Consider the following 14,783-nt stretch of genomic DNA (forward strand, 5'->3'; position numbering starts at 1 on the left):
AACACCGTCACGTCGAACAGGTTACGGCCACTTCCTGAAAATCAGCTGGGATGCCGGTGCGCCCGGGCGCCGCGGCCTTCGCACCCCTCGCAGCGCGTACCGAACGGCCCGTTCGCACGCCGAGCGCGGGGGCGGCAATTGCCATAGGGAATGATGTCAAGGGTGAGTACCGACCGGCCGCGCGAATCCGGCGCAGACGAACCAGACGAGTCGCCCGGCGACAGCGCGCCCCGGAGCGGCGCCGCGGACCCGGCCCCGGCGGCCGGCGTGACCGGCTCCGAGCCCGCGTCGCTCGCGAAGGATTCCGGTGTGGACGCCGCGACGGCGAGCGCCGATGACCCGGAGACGGCCGATCGGGATGCGGCTGTTGACGCCGCCGCGGCCGACGACGCGCCCGCGCGGCCCAAGCGACTGCGTACCGTGCTGGCCCTCGCCGCGGTCCTGCTCGGCCTGGACCTGCTGACCAAGATCATCATGGTGGCCCAGCTGACGCCCGGCGAACCGGTGTACCTGATCGGCAAGACCGTTCGCTTCACCCTGGTCCGCAATCCCGGGGCGGCCTTCTCCATGGGCGGCACCGGCATGACCTGGCTGCTGACCCTGATCGCCACCGCCGTGGTGATCGGCGTGATCCGCATCGGCAGCACCCTGCGTTCGCTGCCGTGGGCCATCGGCCTGGGCATGGTGCTCGGCGGCGCGCTGGGCAACCTGGTGGACCGGCTGTTCCGCTCGCCCGGCCCGCTGCAGGGCCACGTGGTGGATTTCGTGGCCGTGGGCTGGTGGCCGGTGTTCAACGTTGCCGATTCGGCCATCGTCTGCGGCGCGATCCTGCTGGTGACCCTGACGCTGTTCGGCTTCGAACCCGACGGAACCCGCATGCAGCACGCCGAGGGCGAGAAGGAGGAGAAGACCGCATGAGAGAGACCCGCAGTATGCCGGTGCCCGACGGCCTGGACGGCATGCGCGTCGACGCCGGCCTGTCCCGGCTGCTCGGCCTGTCGCGCACGGCCGTCGCCGCCATGGCCGAGGACGGTTCGGTCCAGCTGGACGGGGTGGCGGCGGGCAAGTCCGACCGGCTCAGCGCGGGCTCCTGGCTCGAGGTCGAATTCCCCGAGCCCAAGCGCGAACTCGTGGTCGAGGCCACCCCGGTCGACGGGATGAAGATCCTCTACGCCGACGACGACATCGTGGCCGTGGACAAGCCGGTGGGCGTGGCCGCGCACACCGGCGTCGGCTGGAGCGGGCCGACCGTGGTCGGCGGACTCGCCGCCATGGGATACCGCATCTCCACCTCCGGCGCGCACGAGCGCCAGGGCATCGTGCACCGCCTGGACGTCGGCACGTCCGGGGTCATGGTGGTGGCGCAGTCCGAGCACGCCTACACCGTGCTCAAGCGCGCGTTCAAGCAGCGCACCGTGGACAAGCGCTATCACGCTCTGGTGCAGGGGCATCCGGATCCCAGCAGCGGCACCATCGACGCGCCGATCGGCCGCGCGCGCGGCAACGACTGGAAGTTCGCGGTCACCGCGGACGGCCGCCCGAGCGTCACCCACTACGACACCGTCGAGGCGTTCCAGGCGGCGAGCCTGCTGGACATTCACCTGGAAACCGGTCGCACACACCAGATTCGGGTGCACTTCTCCGCGGTGCGGCATCCCTGCTGCGGTGATCTCACCTACGGGGCGGACCCGCGCCTGGCCGAACGGCTCGGGCTGGAGCGGCAGTGGCTGCACGCGCGCCAGCTCGGGTTCAACCATCCGGCCGACGGCCGCTGGGTCGAGATCACCAGCGAGTACCCCGCCGACCTCGAGCACGCCCTGGACGTGCTCCGCGCGCACTAGTGCGGACCGGCGATCGGCGGCGGGTCGTGATCGCCGCCGCCACAGCGGCTTTCGCCGCCTTCGTCTACGGGCTCGGGGTGGCGGTGCCGCCCCGGGCCGCGGTGATCGCCACCGATCGGCTCGGCCCGGAGAACGGGGAGCCGGTCGCGGAGTATCTGGCCCGGGCGAGCGCGTCGCTCGCGGGCGCCGGTACCGACCGGCACTGGGCGCTGCTGTCCTTCACCGCGGGCATCACCGCCGACCGGATTCCGGAATACGCCGGGGGACTGCGTATTTCGGAGGTCACCTACCACGTTCCACTGGACCGGGTGCGCACGTCGATCGTGACCGTCGCGGTCCCCGCCGGTGACGAGGCCGCCCGCGCCTCGGTGAGAGCCGCCGCGTACCAGGTGGAGTACCTGTCCCCGCTGGACGCGCGCGCCGTGCGCGTGAACGCGATCACCGCGTCCCGGCTGCGCGCGAACTGCGCCTGCGTGGTGGGCCTGGTGGTGCACGGGACTCTGCCCGAACTGCGCGCGCTGGCCACCCGGCCCGGGATCCGCGCCGTCGAAGCGCTGCCCGCCGACGCGCCCGCGGGCGTGTTCGCCCTGGTGCCCCTGCTGCCGGAATCGGATCTGCTGGCCGAGCCCGGTCCCGACGACGGCGTACTACCGCCGGACTGATCCCGCCGCCGTCCCGCCCGGCTCGCGTCCGGGCGGTAGCCGGTGCGGCGCACCCGGACGGGTGTCGAAAGCCTGTCGGGCGCTGTCTTTCTCGATCGATACCGGTTCGCTGCCGTGGGCAGGGCCCCGATTGCCGTTTTGCCCGATATGCATGATTCGCGGCGATGCCATTCGATCGAATCGTGTATTCGGTAGTCCGCATTATCGACCTATCACGAGCAGATGTCGACGCCCGGAAAAGTTTGCTGGCGGCAAAATTTGGTTTGCTGAAACCCCTTGGCGCGCGCCCGTATTCGATACCGGAAGGTATTCTTTTCCCGTCACCGGGGGAAATGAGAAGTGGCGCCGTAAATCTCGGGCAAATGCCGTGTGTCGGTACCGGCACATGTGTAGCGTCCTGAAATCGTAAAGTCTTACAGCGCGAGTGGTGATCAGTGATCGGTATTGACAGCTGTCTCAAACGCATCATGGATATCCCCGGTGCGCGGAGTGTGACGCTGGTCGACGCGGCGAGTGGTCTGTCCGTGGCCGCCGCCGGTAGTCACGACCTTATCGACCAGCACGAGGACGCGGCCAGCACCACCGAGGTGGTCCGGGCGGTGCTGCAGTGCCCGGCCCTGATCAACAGCGCCTACGGCGACGACATCACCGAGATCATTGTCTGCGGCAGCGGCGGATATCACCTGCTGAATCTGGTGAACGGCGACTACGAGGGCCGGCTATTCGTGCACGTGCTCTTCGACGACGCCACCGGCAACCTCGGCATGGCCAGATTCCGGATCCGCGGCCTCCTGTCCGAATTGGTCGATGGTGATCATGAGCGGTGAACTCGCCGTGGAATTGCGGCGGCTGGAGCAGCAGGGCAGCACGGGCGTGCTGCGCACCGGCGACGGCGCCTTCCATCTGGCCGACGGCGCGATCACGCGCGCCGACTGCCGCCGCACCACCGGCCTGGATCGCCTCGTCATCGAGGCGGGGGTGGCCACGGCCGAGGACTGGCGGGCCGCCGAGGGCGGCGACAGCGGATCGCTGCTGACCCGGCCGCAACTGGAGACCCTCGCGGTGCTGTCGGTCTTCGACGCCGCCTACTTCCTGCTGTCGAATCCCGCGGTCCCCGAGTTCCGCCCGACCCCGCCGAACTGGCTGGCCCCGGTCTGCCATCTCACCCCGCGCGCCATCGTGGACGAATGCGCGCGGCGCGGTGATCCCGAGGCCGGGCTCTGGCCCGCGGCCCTGGTCGATCGAACGCCGGTGGTCCCGGTGCGCCGGATGCGCACCCAGCGGGTGGTCCTGACCGGCGGTCAGGCCGAGGTGCTCGCGGCCGCCGACTCCCGGCGCAGCATCACCGGGATCGCACATGAATTGGGCCGCACCACCTTCGGCTGCCTGGTGGCGGTGCGCGATCTGACCGCCGCGGGTCTGATCGTGCCGCCCGTGCAGTCCGGGGCGCGGCCCGCCCCGCTCGTCATGACCGATTCGGTGGTGGTCACCCCCGTCACCGCACCGGCGGGTCTACCCCGGCGCCGGTCCCGCCAGTCCGCGGCGGTGACCGCCGCGGAGCGCTGGCAGCCGGTCGATCGTGACGTCCTCGTGCGCGTGCGCGCGGCCCTGGAAGAGCTTGCGTGACACCGCGCAGGAGATCGTTCGGAGAATTGATGGGAAGGTTGACCAAGGTGGCGATGTCCGGACCCGAACCGAACACGGTGTTACCGGCACAGCTCAAAGCATTACGCACGCGGGTCCCGCAATTGACCGGGGCGCTGGTGGCATCCACCGACGGCCTGCTCATCGCACACGATCTGCCCACCCACATCGAGCCGACGGGTATGGCCGCGCTCAGCGCCTCCCAGCTCGCGCTCTCACATCGACTGGCCACCACCGCGCACGGCGGCAACTTCCGCGAAGTGGTCGTGCGCGGCGAAGGCGGCTACGTGGTGATCTACGCGGCGGGCTGGACGGCCGCGCTCATGGTTCTCGCGGGCCCCGAGGTGAACGTGGGCCGGCTCCACCTGGAGTCGCGTCCCGTTGCCCGCACCATCGCCGACCACCTGTCGGCGGCGAACGACCTCGGAAAGCACCAGAAGAAGAACACCGATTGAAAGGAACGCCATGTCCAACATGGATATCGCGCTGAAGGACATGATGGTGATCGACGGGGCCGTCGGCGCCGCCGTGGTCGACTACAACAGCGGTATGGCCCTGGGCCTGCTCGGCAGCTCCAAGGCGCTGGACCTGCAGGTCGCCGCCGCGGGCAACACCGAGGTGGTGCGCGCCAAGATGCGCACCATCGAACAGCTCGCCCTGAACGAGGAGATCGAGGACATCCTCATCACCCTCGGCAGCCAGTACCACATCATCCGTCCCATGACGGGCCGCAAGTCCAAGGGCCTGTTCCTGTACCTGGCCCTGGACAAGGTGCGCGCGAATCTGGCCCTGGCCCGGCACCGGCTCAAGGGCATCGAAGAGGATCTGGAGGTCTAGCGAACCACCACCACGCGGTTACCACCCGGAACCCGGGCGGTCACCGCGGTGGGGGCCCCGTTCGTCGTATCGCCGTCGCTCCCCGCCGGCGGGCGTGAGAGATTGGTGCGCGAGCACTGATCGCGAAAGGGGATGGGGTCCGATGGATTTGACGACCGAACAGGCCGATCGGGCGGCGGGGGTATTGCTGGGCACGGCGGCCGGGGACGCGCTCGGCGCGGGCTACGAGTTCACCCATCCCGGCCCGGATCGCGTCATCGACATGATCGGCGGCGGCGCGTTCAAGTGGGCGCCGGGGGAGTGGACCGACGACACCTCGATGGCCATCGCGGTGGCACGCGCCCTGGTGGCGGCCGGAAACCTGCACGAGCCCAGCGGATTGGACGCCGCGGCGGCGGAATTCGTGGCGTGGTGGGATTCCAAACCCGTCGACATCGGGCATCAGACCGCGCAGGTGTTGCAGTGGCGCAGCACATCCGGGCGCGACATGCAGATTCGCGCCCACGAGCTCGGCGGCCTCACCGCGGGCAACGGCTCGCTCATGCGCACCGCGCCGGTGGCCCTGGGCTACCTCGGTGACGAGACCAATTGCGGGCGGGCCGCGGCCCTGATCAGCTCGCTCACCCACTACGACCCGCAGGCCATGCAGGCGTGCACGCTGTGGTCGCTGGCGATTCGGCACGCGGTGCTGCACGGGGATTACGCCGGTGTGCGGCAGTCATTGTGGGCGGTGGACGCGGACTTCTGGGAGCCGCTGCTCGACGCCGCCGAACACGGCACGCCCGCCGACTTCCCCAAGAACGGCTGGGTGGTGCACGCGCTGCAGACCGCCTGGTGGGCCATCACGCACGCCGATTCCCTGCCCGCCGCACTGGAACTGGCGGTGCGGGCGGGCGGCGACACCGACACCACCGCGGCCATCGCGGGCGGACTGCTCGGCGCGCGCTGGGGCGCGTCGGCCATTCCCGAGCGGTGGATCGCTCTGCTGCACGGGTATCCGGGGCATCGCGCCGAGGATCTGCGCAATCTGACGGATCTGATCCTCGTCCGCTGAGCGGGCCCGTGCTCACGGGCGTCAGTCCGCCAGGCGGACCACGCCGTCCAGGTACCGGCGGCAGCGCCCGGACAGCCGCACCCGGTCCGCCGCCAGCGAACAGCGCAGTGCCCCACCGCGTTTGGACAGCTGCCGGGCGGTCAGCGTGGTGCGGCCCAGCTCGCGGGACCACAGCGGCGCGAGCTGCGCGTGCGCGGAACCGGTGACGGGATCCTCGGGTACGCCCACCCCGGGCGCGAACACCCGGGACACGAAATCCGTCTCCTCGCCCAGGGCGGTGAGAATGGCCGCCCGGCCGAGCGCGGGAAAGGCCGTGAAGTCCGGACGGGCGTCGCGCACCTCGTGTTCGGCGGTGAGCACCAGCACCACGTCGGTGCCGTCGTAGGCGCGCAGCGGCCGCACGCCCAGCGCGCTCGCCAGCATGCGCGGAATGTCTTCCCGCACATCGATTTCCACCGAGTCCACCGCGGGCAGGTCCAGCACCAGGTCGTCGCGATCGCGATCGACGCGCAACCAGCCGCTACGGGTGTAGAAGTGCACGCGATCCGCGCCCGGATGCATGTCGTCCAGGATCTGGGCGGCCGCGGCGAGGGTGGCGTGCCCGCACAGGTCCACCTCGACCGCAGGGGTGAACCAGCGTAGGTGGAAGGCGGGTGAGTTGTCCGGCGCCGCACCGGCCTCGGACGGCAGGCCGGAGGTGTAGAAGGCGGTCTCGGCCAGGTTGTTCTCCTCGGCGAGCTGCTGTAGCAGGTCGTCCGGGAGCCAGGACAGCAGTGGCATGACCGCCGCCGGGTTGCCCGAGAACGGTGCGTCGGCGAACGCGTCGATCTGGTGCAGCAGGACCTCCATGCGCCCCAAAGTACCCCGCGCGTCAATGACAGCCCCGGACAAGACAGTTCACGGCGAGCCGGAACATGCGACCAGTACGCGTTTAACGCGGAACGGCGGTGCACCGGTAGGGTGCACCGCCGTCCGGTCCCGGGGGACCGTTCCGTAATCAGCCGGGCGTCAGGGCTTTTCGCCGGGAGACGTCGGCAGCAGGTGCGGATCCTCGCCCTGCAGCTTGGCGCTGACGTACCACGCCACCTCCACCAGCACGATGCCGATCGCGCCCAGGATGCACGCCCACGTGGTGAAGGCGGCGTTGGTCGGATCGAGCTTGAAGAACTCGCGGGTGAACGGCAGCGCGAACAGAATCAGGTAGCCCACAACCGATCCCGCGACGAGCAGCACCTTCCACCACACCCACGGCCGCGCCACGATCGCCAGCACCCACACCGCGATGATCAGCAGCGTGATGAGCGCGGTGGTGCCCGCCTGCACCTTCTGGGTCTCGGTCGCGTCGGGACCCTGGTACGACATCAGGTACGAGATGAAGGTCATGACGCCGATGACCAGACCGGACGGAATCGCCAGTCGCATGACGCGCCCGACGAATCCGGTGCGCGCGCGTTCGTTGTTCGGCGCGAGCGAGAGGATGAAGGCCGGGATGCCGATGGTGAACCAGGCCGCGATCGTCACGTGGCGCGGCAGGAACGGATAGCCGATGGCCTCGTAGTGGAAGATCTGCGAACCCACGCCGGCGATGCCGACGAGGAAGGCCAGCACCACCGAGTACACGGTCTTGGTGAGGAACAGGTTCGAGACCCGCTCGATGTTGCCGATCACCCGGCGGCCCTCGCCGACCACGTACGGCAGGGTCGCGAACTTGTTGTCCAGCAGCACGATCTGGGCCACCGAGCGGGTGGCCGGGCTGCCCGAGCCCATCGCGACGCCGATGTCGGCGTCCTTGAGCGCCAGGACGTCGTTGACGCCGTCGCCGGTCATCGCGACGGTGTGCCCGCGTGACTGGAGGGCGCCGACCATGGCCCGCTTCTGGTCCGGGCGCACCCGGCCGAAGACGGTCTCGTGCTCGAGGACATCGGCGAGTTCGTCACGATCGCTGGGCAGTTCGCGCGCGTCGACCGCGTGCGCGCCGCCGGTGAGCCCGAGCGAGGAGGCCACCGCGCCGACCGATACGGCGTTGTCGCCGGAGATGACCTTGGTGGCCACGTGCTGGGACGCGAAGTACTCCAGGGTGTCCTGGGCATCGGGGCGAATTCGCTGCTCCAGCACCACCAGTGCGGCCGGGGTCACCGTGCCGGGCGCGTCGGCGGCGTCCACCGGACGGTCGCTGCTCGCCAGCAGCAGCACGCGCAGCCCCTGCGCGCCGATCTCCTCCGCGGTGGCCGCGATGTCGGTTCCGGGCTCGAGCAGCACGTCGGGCGCGCCGAGCAGCCAGTTGCCGTGCTCGCCGAAGGAGAAGCCGCTCCACTTCTTGGCCGAACTGAACGGCGCGACGCCGCTGGGCCGCCAGCCCGGGTTGTCCGGCAGCGCCTCGGCGATGGCCAGCACACTGGCGTTGGGCCGCGGGTCATTGGCCGCCAGCGCCGCGAGCACCTGCCGCAGATCCGCCGAATCGTCGGGGGCGCTGCCGGATTCGCGTTTCTGCAACAGCGCCTCGCCGACCCCGTTCCCGGTCACCGGCCGAATCTCGCCCAGCCGCATACCGTTCTCGGTCAGGGTGCCGGTCTTGTCCGCGCACACCACGTCCACGCGCGCCAGGCCCTCGATGGCGGGCAGCTCCTGCACCAGGCACTGCCGGCGGCCGAGCCGGACCACGCCCACCGCGAAGGCGATGGAGGTCATCAGCACCAGGCCCTCGGGCACCATGGGCACCAGCGCCGCGACCATGCCGTTGACCGCGGGCCGCCACGACTCCCCGCTCGAGACGAGCTGGTTGTAGATCGACAGGATGCCCGCCGGAATCAGCAGGTAGGTAATGACTTTCAGGATGGTGTTGATGCCGTTGCGCAGTTCGGAGTTGACCAGGGTGAACTTGCTGGCCTCGTCGGCGAGCTTGGCCGCGTAGGCGTCCTTGCCGACCTTGGTCGCCCGGTACGCGCCGCTGCCGGAGACCACGAAGCTGCCCGACATGACCGGCGCCCCAACGCTTTTGTCGATCGGATCGGCCTCGCCGGTGAGCAGCGACTCGTCCACCTCGAGCAGTTCGGCCTCGATGACCTCGCCGTCGACCACGATCTGATCACCGGGGCCGAGTTCGATGACGTCGTCGAGCACCACCTCCTGCGGCGCCACGGCCTGCGCCCTGCCCTCGCGCCGGACCATCGGCTGGGCCTGCCCGACGATGGCGAGCTGGTCGAGGGTCTTCTTGGCGCGCACCTCCTGGAAGATGCCGATGGCGCTGTTGGCCACGATGAGCAGGCCGAACATGCCGTCGATGATCGATCCGGTGGCCAGCACGAGAATGAAGAGCACGCCGAGAATGGCGTTGATTCGCGTGAAGATGTTGGCCCGGACGATTTCCCGGACCGAGCGGCTGGCCCGCTCGGGAACGTCGTTGGTGAGCCCGTCGCGGCGGCGTTGTTCGACCTCGGCCGAGGTCAATCCGGTCGCCGGTGGGCTCGCGGCCTGCGCAGTGATCGACATGCCGACAGCCTAGAACGTCGGCGCGGCCGAAACCGGTTCGGCCGGGTGGCGGGCGCGCGCGTCGTGCGGGGCGAATTGGACGTCCGATAACCGATATCCCGGGGTCGTTGCGCAGGCTAACGTAGTGGGAGTGGACGATCCGCGCTCGACACCGGGAGAGGCCGCCGGAGACGGCGGCGGCGCGATCGGCACCCGTGTCGGCCAGGCTCCGGCCGGTCGTGATCTGGGGATCACCTTCGGGGTCGGGGCGTACTTCATCTGGGGCCTGTTCCCGGCGTTCTTCGGACTGCTGGCCTTCGCGAGCCCGGTCGAGGTGCTCGCCGAACGCATTCTCTGGACCCTGGTGGTCGCGCTCGCGCTGCTGCTGGTGGCCGGGCGCATGCGGGAACTGCGGCGGATCGACGCGCGCACCTGGCGGCTGGCCGCGGCGGCGTCGCTGGCGCTGTCGGTCAACTGGGGTGTGTACGTCTACGGCGTGATCTCCGAGCAGGTGGTGCAGTGCGCGCTCGGGTACTTCATCAATCCGCTGGTGACGGTGGCGTTCGGCGTGCTGATCTTCCGTGAGCGGCTGCGCCGGCCGCAGTGGATCGCGCTGACCCTGGGTGCGATCGCGGTCGTGGTGCTGACCGTCGACTACGGCCGCCCGCCCTGGATCGCGCTCGTACTGGCCTGCTCCTTCGCGGTGTACGGGCTGGTCAAGAAGGTGATCAGGCTCGACGCGCTGCCCGGGCTGGCCGCCGAGGGGCTCGCCGCCGCGCCGTTCGCGCTGATCGCGGTGGTCGTGCTCGCGCTGACCGGGAGCGCCACCTTCGGCTCCTCGGGGGCGCATACCGCGCTGCTCATGGTCACCGGTCCGGTCACGCTGATCCCGCTGCTGCTGTTCGCGTTGGCCGCGCCCCGGGTTCCCTTGTCCACCATGGGAATTCTGCAGTATCTGACGCCCGCGCTGCAGTTGAGCTGGGGCGTGTTCGTCGGGCACGAGCCGATGCCGGCCTCGCGCTGGGCGGGGTTCGCGCTGATCTGGGTCGCGCTGGGCATCTTCACCGTGGACGCGCTGCGGCGGGCGCGGCGGCCCGCGGTCGTCGCGGCCTGAGGGATTCGCCCGGTCGGCGCCGCCGGTATTTTCCGGGGCTTGTCTGAAATAGGGTCGACTCAGTATGTTCCCGGCGAGACGGCAGGCCCCGCCGTCCGGAAAGGAAACTCCCCATGCGCACTCGCTATCGTGCCGGAATCCTCGCCAGCGCCATCCTGTTCGCCCCGCTCGCCGCCGCGGCCACCGCCGCCGCCGTGCCCCTGACCCCGGCGCCCGCCCCCGCCGACCAGGTCGCCCAGGTCTGCACCATGCAGTACCCGGCCAGCCTGTGGTGCCAGCTGGGCAGCCTGTCCGCCGACGCGGGCTCGGGCCAGAAGTAGCGCGTTCCCGCCGCCCGGCCCGCCCGCCCCGCTATGACCGCTGTCACCGGGGGCTGGCGGGCCGGTGCTTTTCTGGATAGCTTCGAAGGCGTGGCGATGCTCCTGTCGGCCGACTTGTACCGGTCCAGGGTCGGGATCGCCACGAGCACAGGAGTTTTCCCATCACCATCCAGTTCAACCACACCATTGTCGCCAGTGAGAACAATCGTGAATCGGCCGAATTCTGGGCCGATATCCTCGGTCTGACGGTGGGCGCGGAGTGGGGTCCGTTCATCGCCCTCGAAGTCGAGAACGGCGTCACCTTCGATTTCGCCACCGTGCCGCCGGATCTGCCGGGCGGCGTTCACCCCACGCACTACGCCTTCCTCGTCTCCGAGGAGGAATTCGACGCGGCCTACGCGAAGATTCGTGAGCGCGAGCTCACCTATTGGGCGGATCCGCGGCAGCAGGGCGTGAACGAGATCAATCACAACGACGGCGGCCGGGGGATCTACTTCACCGATCCCAGCGGCCACTACCTGGAGCTGATCACCGTTCCGTACGGTGGCTGGCCCGCGCGGTAGTTCGCCGGCCTCGTGCCCGCCGGCCCCGGCGGGTACGAGGCGCCCGCGCTAGGACGCGACGGCCGTGCCCAGCGATTGCGCGCCCAGGAACTTCGGCGCGTACTTCTCGTAGAAGCGATCCAGCTCCCGAATCTCGAAACCGGCGTCCTCCAGCATGATTCGCACGTCGCGATTCAGATTGCAGCCGCCGAACAGCGTCTTCTGCACCGGATTCAGCCGCTGCTGCCACCGCTGCACACCGGGATCCGGGGCCAGGCCGTGCTCGGCGAAATGCAGGGTGCCGCCCGGGGCCAGCACCCGCCGGACCTCGGCCAGCGCCGCTGCCACATCGGGGATCGTGCACAGCGTCCAGGTGGTCAGCGCGGAGTCGAAACTGTTGTCCGCGAACGGAAGTGACTGCCCGTCCAACCCGGAACGTTCGACCGGCACGCTCGAGCGCGCCACCCGCCCGGCCGCCATCGCCCAGCCCCGGTCGGCGGGCTCGACCGCGCTCACCGACTGCACCGCAGCCGGATAGAACGGCACGTTGCGGCCCGAACCGAACCCGATCTCGACCACGCGGCCGTGCAGCCCCGCGCACGCCTTCTCCCGCACCGGGTCCAGCATCGACGATCCGCAGGTCTTGTCGATGATGTGCGGCAGCACGCGTTCCTCGTAGATTCCCACCCCACCACTGTCCTGCCGAATCGGCGTACGCGCCAGCCACCGAACCCGGCGGCGAACATGGTCGGGGCGGGACCTGGTACGCGCGTGGGTCAGCGCGTGACCGGGAAGCGGGTCGCGAGCCACTCGGTCAGGTAGGTGAGTACCCGCGGATCCACGGTGGTCTCGGTGGTGGCGTACTCGCTCGGCAGGCCGGTCTCGGTGGGTTGCATCAGATGATTGAGGCCGGGGAACGTGTGCACGGTGGCATCGGGGTTCGCCGTGAGCAGCGCGCGCATGGGCGGTTCGCTCTGGGCGGGTGGAACCTGCAGGTCCCGGCCGCCGAACAGGGCGAGCACGGGGGTGCGCAGGGCGGCCAGCGCCGGGGCGGGATCGTAGGCCACCAGGGCCGCGAAGTAGGGGCTGAGTTGGGCGTCGATGTCCTGCGGGGTGGCGCGCTGATCGGCGGGCAGGGCGTCGTTGCGTTCGCGGGCGTATCGGCGGGCGGCGTCCAGGTCGCCGGAGCGCAGCAGGTCGTTCAGGGTCGTGAGGGTGGCGATCTCGGCGTCGATCCGCTCGGGCGGTGCGCCCTCGGCGGCCATGATGAGCCGGGTCTGCTCCAGGACCACGTCCGCGCCCGGCACCGCGGGCCCGGCGAGGGTGATCGTGAACGCCACGCCGCTGTCCGGGCGCGCCGCGACCAGGGGTGCGAGGTAGCCGCCTTCGCTGTGGCCCAGCAGGCCCAGGCGCGCGCCGTCGATGTCGGCGCGGGTGCGCAGGTAGGTCAGGCCCGCGACGACATCGTCGGCCAGATCCGGGTAGCCGGACTCGTTCAGGTCGCCGCCGGTGCCGCCGACGCCGCGATCGTCGACCCGCAGGACCGCGTATCCGGCGCGGGTGAGGGCATCGGCGATGACCAGAAAAGGCTTGTGCCCCAGCAGTTCCTCGTCGCGGTTCTGCGGGCCGCTGCCGGTGATCAACAGGACGGCGGGATGCGGGCCGCCGTCCCGCGGGAGGGTGAGCGTGCCCGCGACGGTGATGGCGTCGCTGCGATAGGTGACTTCCTCGGATCGGTACGGCCACGGCGGTTTCGGTTCCTGCGAGCGCGCCGGGGTGGTGCCGGGGCCCTGCCCGCTGTCGCCGGTGGCGGGTGTTGCCGCGGGGCCGTCCGAGCCGGAGCAGCCCGAGATCACCAGGCCGGTCGCCAGCAGCAGGGCCGGTAGCAGCGATCGCAGCGCGCGCATGGGTTCAGCGTACGCACGGCGCCCGGCGATAACGGCCGGATAACCGCTCGGGCATGCGAAATAACCTCTGGGGCAACGGCAGTAACGCTCGGGCGCACGTCATTGCCCGGGGTGGGCCGCGGTTCTACCGTGAAACAGGTGAGCACCGCCGCTTCCTCCCCGGTCCCGGCCGAGCCGTCCACCTCGGTGGGCGGGTATTCGGCTCCCGAGTTCGCGCCGCTGGTGCGGGCCTTCGCACGGCGGATGGGTGAGCGCCCGGGTGCGGGGGCGAGCCTGTCGGTGCATCGGCACGGGGTACCGCTGGTCGAGGTGTGGACGGGGGAGGCCGCGCCCGGGGTGGCGTGGACCGCGAACACCGGGTCGGTGGTGTTCTCCGCGACCAAGGGCATCGCGGCCACGGTGATCCATCGGCTGGCCGATCGCGGGCTGCTGGACTACGACGCGCCCGTCGCCGGCTACTGGCCGGAGTTCGGCGCCGCGGGCAAGGATCGAATCACGGTGCGGCAGTTGCTGTCCCACCGGGCCGGGTTGTCGGGGCTGCCCGACATCGCGCGCGGGCTCGACGACGTCATGGACCACCGGTTGATGGAACGGCAGCTCGCCGCCGCGAAACCCGATCACCTGCTGGGGATTCCGACCTATCACGCGCTGACCTTCGGCTGGTTGCTCGCGGGCCTGGCACGGGCGATCACCGGTCGCGGGATGGGGGAGCTGTTCCGGACCGAGATCGCCGAGCCGCTGGGCACCGACGGCATCCACCTAGGCCGGCCGGGGCCGGACAGCGCGACGACTACCGCTGTGCTGCACGGGAATCGGCTCGCGCCGGTGGGCAGCACCTACGCGTCACTGGTGCTCGGGCGGGCCTACGGTTTCCCGGGCGCGGCGGGGGCGGCCGCGCGGGCGTTGTTCCTGCCCGGCCTGGAAGCCTTCGTCGACGGCGATGATCCGCCCATCAATCACACCGAACTGCCCGCGGGCAACGGCATCTGCACGGCCTCGGGTCTGGCCACGCTCTACGGCGCGCTGGCGTGCGGCGGCATGTCGAACGGTCACCGCTTCCTGACCCCGCGCACGATGCAGGCCGTGCGGCGCATCGAGTCCTACCGGCTCGACCACGCGCTGTTCTACATTCCGATGCTCTGGCACATGGGGTATCACTCGCTGCCGGTGCCCGGCGCCCGCACCGGCTTCGGGCACATCGGGCTCGGCGGTTCCTTCGGCTGGGCCGATCCGAGCTCGGGCGTGTCGATCGGTTTCGTCCACAACCGCCTGGCTCTGCCCGCGCTGGCCGCCGATCAGCTGGCCGCGGGCTGGGTGCTGCCCCTGACGATGCGCGGCGCCCGTTCGGCCCGCCGCGCTCCCGCCCGCCCGGCCGACCGCGCGGCCTGACCCCG

The 14,783-nt window shown here is 70.4% G+C and carries 16 protein-coding genes; 12 read left to right on the forward strand and 4 right to left on the reverse strand.

Features of this window, described 5'->3' with window-relative positions; genetic code table 11:
* Nucleotides 1-162: 162 nt before the first annotated feature.
* From lspA to ACWIGI_RS18965, 8 genes are all read left to right on the forward strand, one after another.
* A complete protein-coding gene (lspA, locus tag ACWIGI_RS18930; protein WP_454203703.1) occupies nucleotides 163-918 on the forward strand; it encodes a signal peptidase II in 756 nt (251 codons plus the stop codon).
* Nucleotides 915-1,841: an RluA family pseudouridine synthase gene (locus ACWIGI_RS18935; protein ID WP_454203704.1), complete on the forward strand. Its 927-nt coding sequence runs from the start codon at nucleotides 915-917 to the stop codon at nucleotides 1,839-1,841. The genes lspA and ACWIGI_RS18935 overlap by 4 nt, the downstream gene beginning before the upstream one ends.
* 26 nt (nucleotides 1,842-1,867) lie before the next feature.
* Complete coding sequence (locus ACWIGI_RS18940; RefSeq protein WP_454203705.1) at nucleotides 1,868-2,503, forward strand: hypothetical protein; 636 nt, start codon at nucleotides 1,868-1,870, stop codon at nucleotides 2,501-2,503.
* Nucleotides 2,504-2,970: 467 nt separating this feature from the next.
* Nucleotides 2,971-3,330 carry a hypothetical protein gene (locus ACWIGI_RS18945; protein ID WP_454203706.1) on the forward strand — a complete coding sequence of 120 codons (360 nt, stop codon included), beginning with the start codon at nucleotides 2,971-2,973 and terminating at the stop codon, nucleotides 3,328-3,330.
* Nucleotides 3,320-4,129: a hypothetical protein gene (locus ACWIGI_RS18950; protein WP_454203707.1), complete on the forward strand. Its 810-nt coding sequence runs from the start codon at nucleotides 3,320-3,322 to the stop codon at nucleotides 4,127-4,129. The genes ACWIGI_RS18945 and ACWIGI_RS18950 overlap by 11 nt, the downstream gene beginning before the upstream one ends.
* Nucleotides 4,130-4,158: 29 nt before the next feature.
* Nucleotides 4,159-4,602 (forward strand): roadblock/LC7 domain-containing protein, encoded by a 444-nt coding sequence (locus ACWIGI_RS18955; protein ID WP_454203708.1) that lies wholly within the window; start codon nucleotides 4,159-4,161, stop codon nucleotides 4,600-4,602.
* Between the two features lie 10 nt (nucleotides 4,603-4,612).
* Nucleotides 4,613-4,984 (forward strand): hypothetical protein, encoded by a 372-nt coding sequence (locus ACWIGI_RS18960; RefSeq protein ID WP_354987260.1) that lies wholly within the window; start codon nucleotides 4,613-4,615, stop codon nucleotides 4,982-4,984.
* Nucleotides 4,985-5,126: 142 nt separating this feature from the next.
* Nucleotides 5,127-6,038 carry an ADP-ribosylglycohydrolase family protein gene (locus ACWIGI_RS18965; RefSeq protein ID WP_454203709.1) on the forward strand — a complete coding sequence of 304 codons (912 nt, stop codon included), beginning with the start codon at nucleotides 5,127-5,129 and terminating at the stop codon, nucleotides 6,036-6,038.
* A 21-nt stretch (nucleotides 6,039-6,059) separates the two neighbouring features.
* Here the strand turns inward: ACWIGI_RS18965 and ACWIGI_RS18970 are convergent, their stop codons facing one another.
* Both ACWIGI_RS18970 and ACWIGI_RS18975 read right to left on the reverse strand, forming a co-directional pair.
* A complete protein-coding gene (locus ACWIGI_RS18970; RefSeq protein WP_454203711.1) occupies nucleotides 6,060-6,887 on the reverse strand; it encodes a PhzF family phenazine biosynthesis protein in 828 nt (275 codons plus the stop codon).
* A gap of 159 nt (nucleotides 6,888-7,046) precedes the next feature.
* Nucleotides 7,047-9,527, reverse strand: a complete 2,481-nt coding sequence (locus ACWIGI_RS18975; protein ID WP_454203712.1) for an HAD-IC family P-type ATPase — start codon at nucleotides 9,525-9,527, stop codon at nucleotides 7,047-7,049.
* A 184-nt stretch (nucleotides 9,528-9,711) separates the two neighbouring features.
* Between ACWIGI_RS18975 and rarD the strand changes: the two genes are divergently transcribed.
* The 3 genes from rarD (at nucleotide 9,712) to ACWIGI_RS18990 (ending at nucleotide 11,503) form a co-directional block, all read left to right on the forward strand.
* The gene (gene rarD / locus ACWIGI_RS18980) at nucleotides 9,712-10,620 is read left to right on the forward strand and encodes an EamA family transporter RarD (RefSeq protein ID WP_454203903.1); all 909 of its coding nucleotides are present in this window, start codon (nucleotides 9,712-9,714) and stop codon (nucleotides 10,618-10,620) included.
* A gap of 113 nt (nucleotides 10,621-10,733) precedes the next feature.
* A complete protein-coding gene (locus ACWIGI_RS18985) occupies nucleotides 10,734-10,940 on the forward strand; it encodes a hypothetical protein (RefSeq protein WP_454203713.1) in 207 nt (68 codons plus the stop codon).
* A 161-nt stretch (nucleotides 10,941-11,101) separates the two neighbouring features.
* A complete protein-coding gene (locus tag ACWIGI_RS18990; protein WP_454203904.1) occupies nucleotides 11,102-11,503 on the forward strand; it encodes a VOC family protein in 402 nt (133 codons plus the stop codon).
* A gap of 48 nt (nucleotides 11,504-11,551) precedes the next feature.
* Here ACWIGI_RS18990 and ACWIGI_RS18995 read toward each other — a convergent pair whose 3' ends face one another.
* Entirely contained in the window at nucleotides 11,552-12,169 is a 618-nt protein-coding gene (locus ACWIGI_RS18995) for a class I SAM-dependent methyltransferase (RefSeq protein ID WP_454203714.1), read from the reverse strand.
* 89 nt (nucleotides 12,170-12,258) lie between these two features.
* Nucleotides 12,259-13,389, reverse strand: coding sequence for an alpha/beta hydrolase family protein (locus ACWIGI_RS19000; protein WP_454203715.1), 1,131 nt, complete (start codon nucleotides 13,387-13,389; stop codon nucleotides 12,259-12,261).
* A gap of 138 nt (nucleotides 13,390-13,527) precedes the next feature.
* On the opposite strand from ACWIGI_RS19000, the gene ACWIGI_RS19005 reads away from it, so the two are divergent.
* Nucleotides 13,528-14,778, forward strand: coding sequence for a serine hydrolase domain-containing protein (locus ACWIGI_RS19005; RefSeq protein WP_454203716.1), 1,251 nt, complete (start codon nucleotides 13,528-13,530; stop codon nucleotides 14,776-14,778).
* The last annotated feature ends 5 nt before the right edge of the window (nucleotides 14,779-14,783 follow it).

The sequence above is a fragment of the Nocardia sp. NPDC055321 genome, assembly GCF_053645575.1.

Bases quoted from the DNA above. Each gene is read 5' to 3' on its own strand.
- ACWIGI_RS18970 (WP_454203711.1), bottom strand. From the start codon at position 6,887: ATGGAGGTCCTGCTGCACCAGATCGACGCGTTCGCCGACGCACCGTTC.
- ACWIGI_RS18935 (WP_454203704.1), top strand. From the start codon at position 915: ATGAGAGAGACCCGCAGTATGCCGGTGCCCGACGGCCTGGACGGCATG.
- ACWIGI_RS18955 (WP_454203708.1), top strand. From the start codon at position 4,159: ATGGGAAGGTTGACCAAGGTGGCGATGTCCGGACCCGAACCGAACACG.
- ACWIGI_RS18965 (WP_454203709.1), top strand. From the start codon at position 5,127: ATGGATTTGACGACCGAACAGGCCGATCGGGCGGCGGGGGTATTGCTG.
- ACWIGI_RS18950 (WP_454203707.1), top strand. From the start codon at position 3,320: ATGAGCGGTGAACTCGCCGTGGAATTGCGGCGGCTGGAGCAGCAGGGC.
- ACWIGI_RS18960 (WP_354987260.1), top strand. From the start codon at position 4,613: ATGTCCAACATGGATATCGCGCTGAAGGACATGATGGTGATCGACGGG.
- ACWIGI_RS18975 (WP_454203712.1), bottom strand. From the start codon at position 9,527: ATGTCGATCACTGCGCAGGCCGCGAGCCCACCGGCGACCGGATTGACC.
- ACWIGI_RS19000 (WP_454203715.1), bottom strand. From the start codon at position 13,389: ATGCGCGCGCTGCGATCGCTGCTACCGGCCCTGCTGCTGGCGACCGGC.
- ACWIGI_RS18985 (WP_454203713.1), top strand. From the start codon at position 10,734: ATGCGCACTCGCTATCGTGCCGGAATCCTCGCCAGCGCCATCCTGTTC.
- ACWIGI_RS18945 (WP_454203706.1), top strand. From the start codon at position 2,971: ATGGATATCCCCGGTGCGCGGAGTGTGACGCTGGTCGACGCGGCGAGT.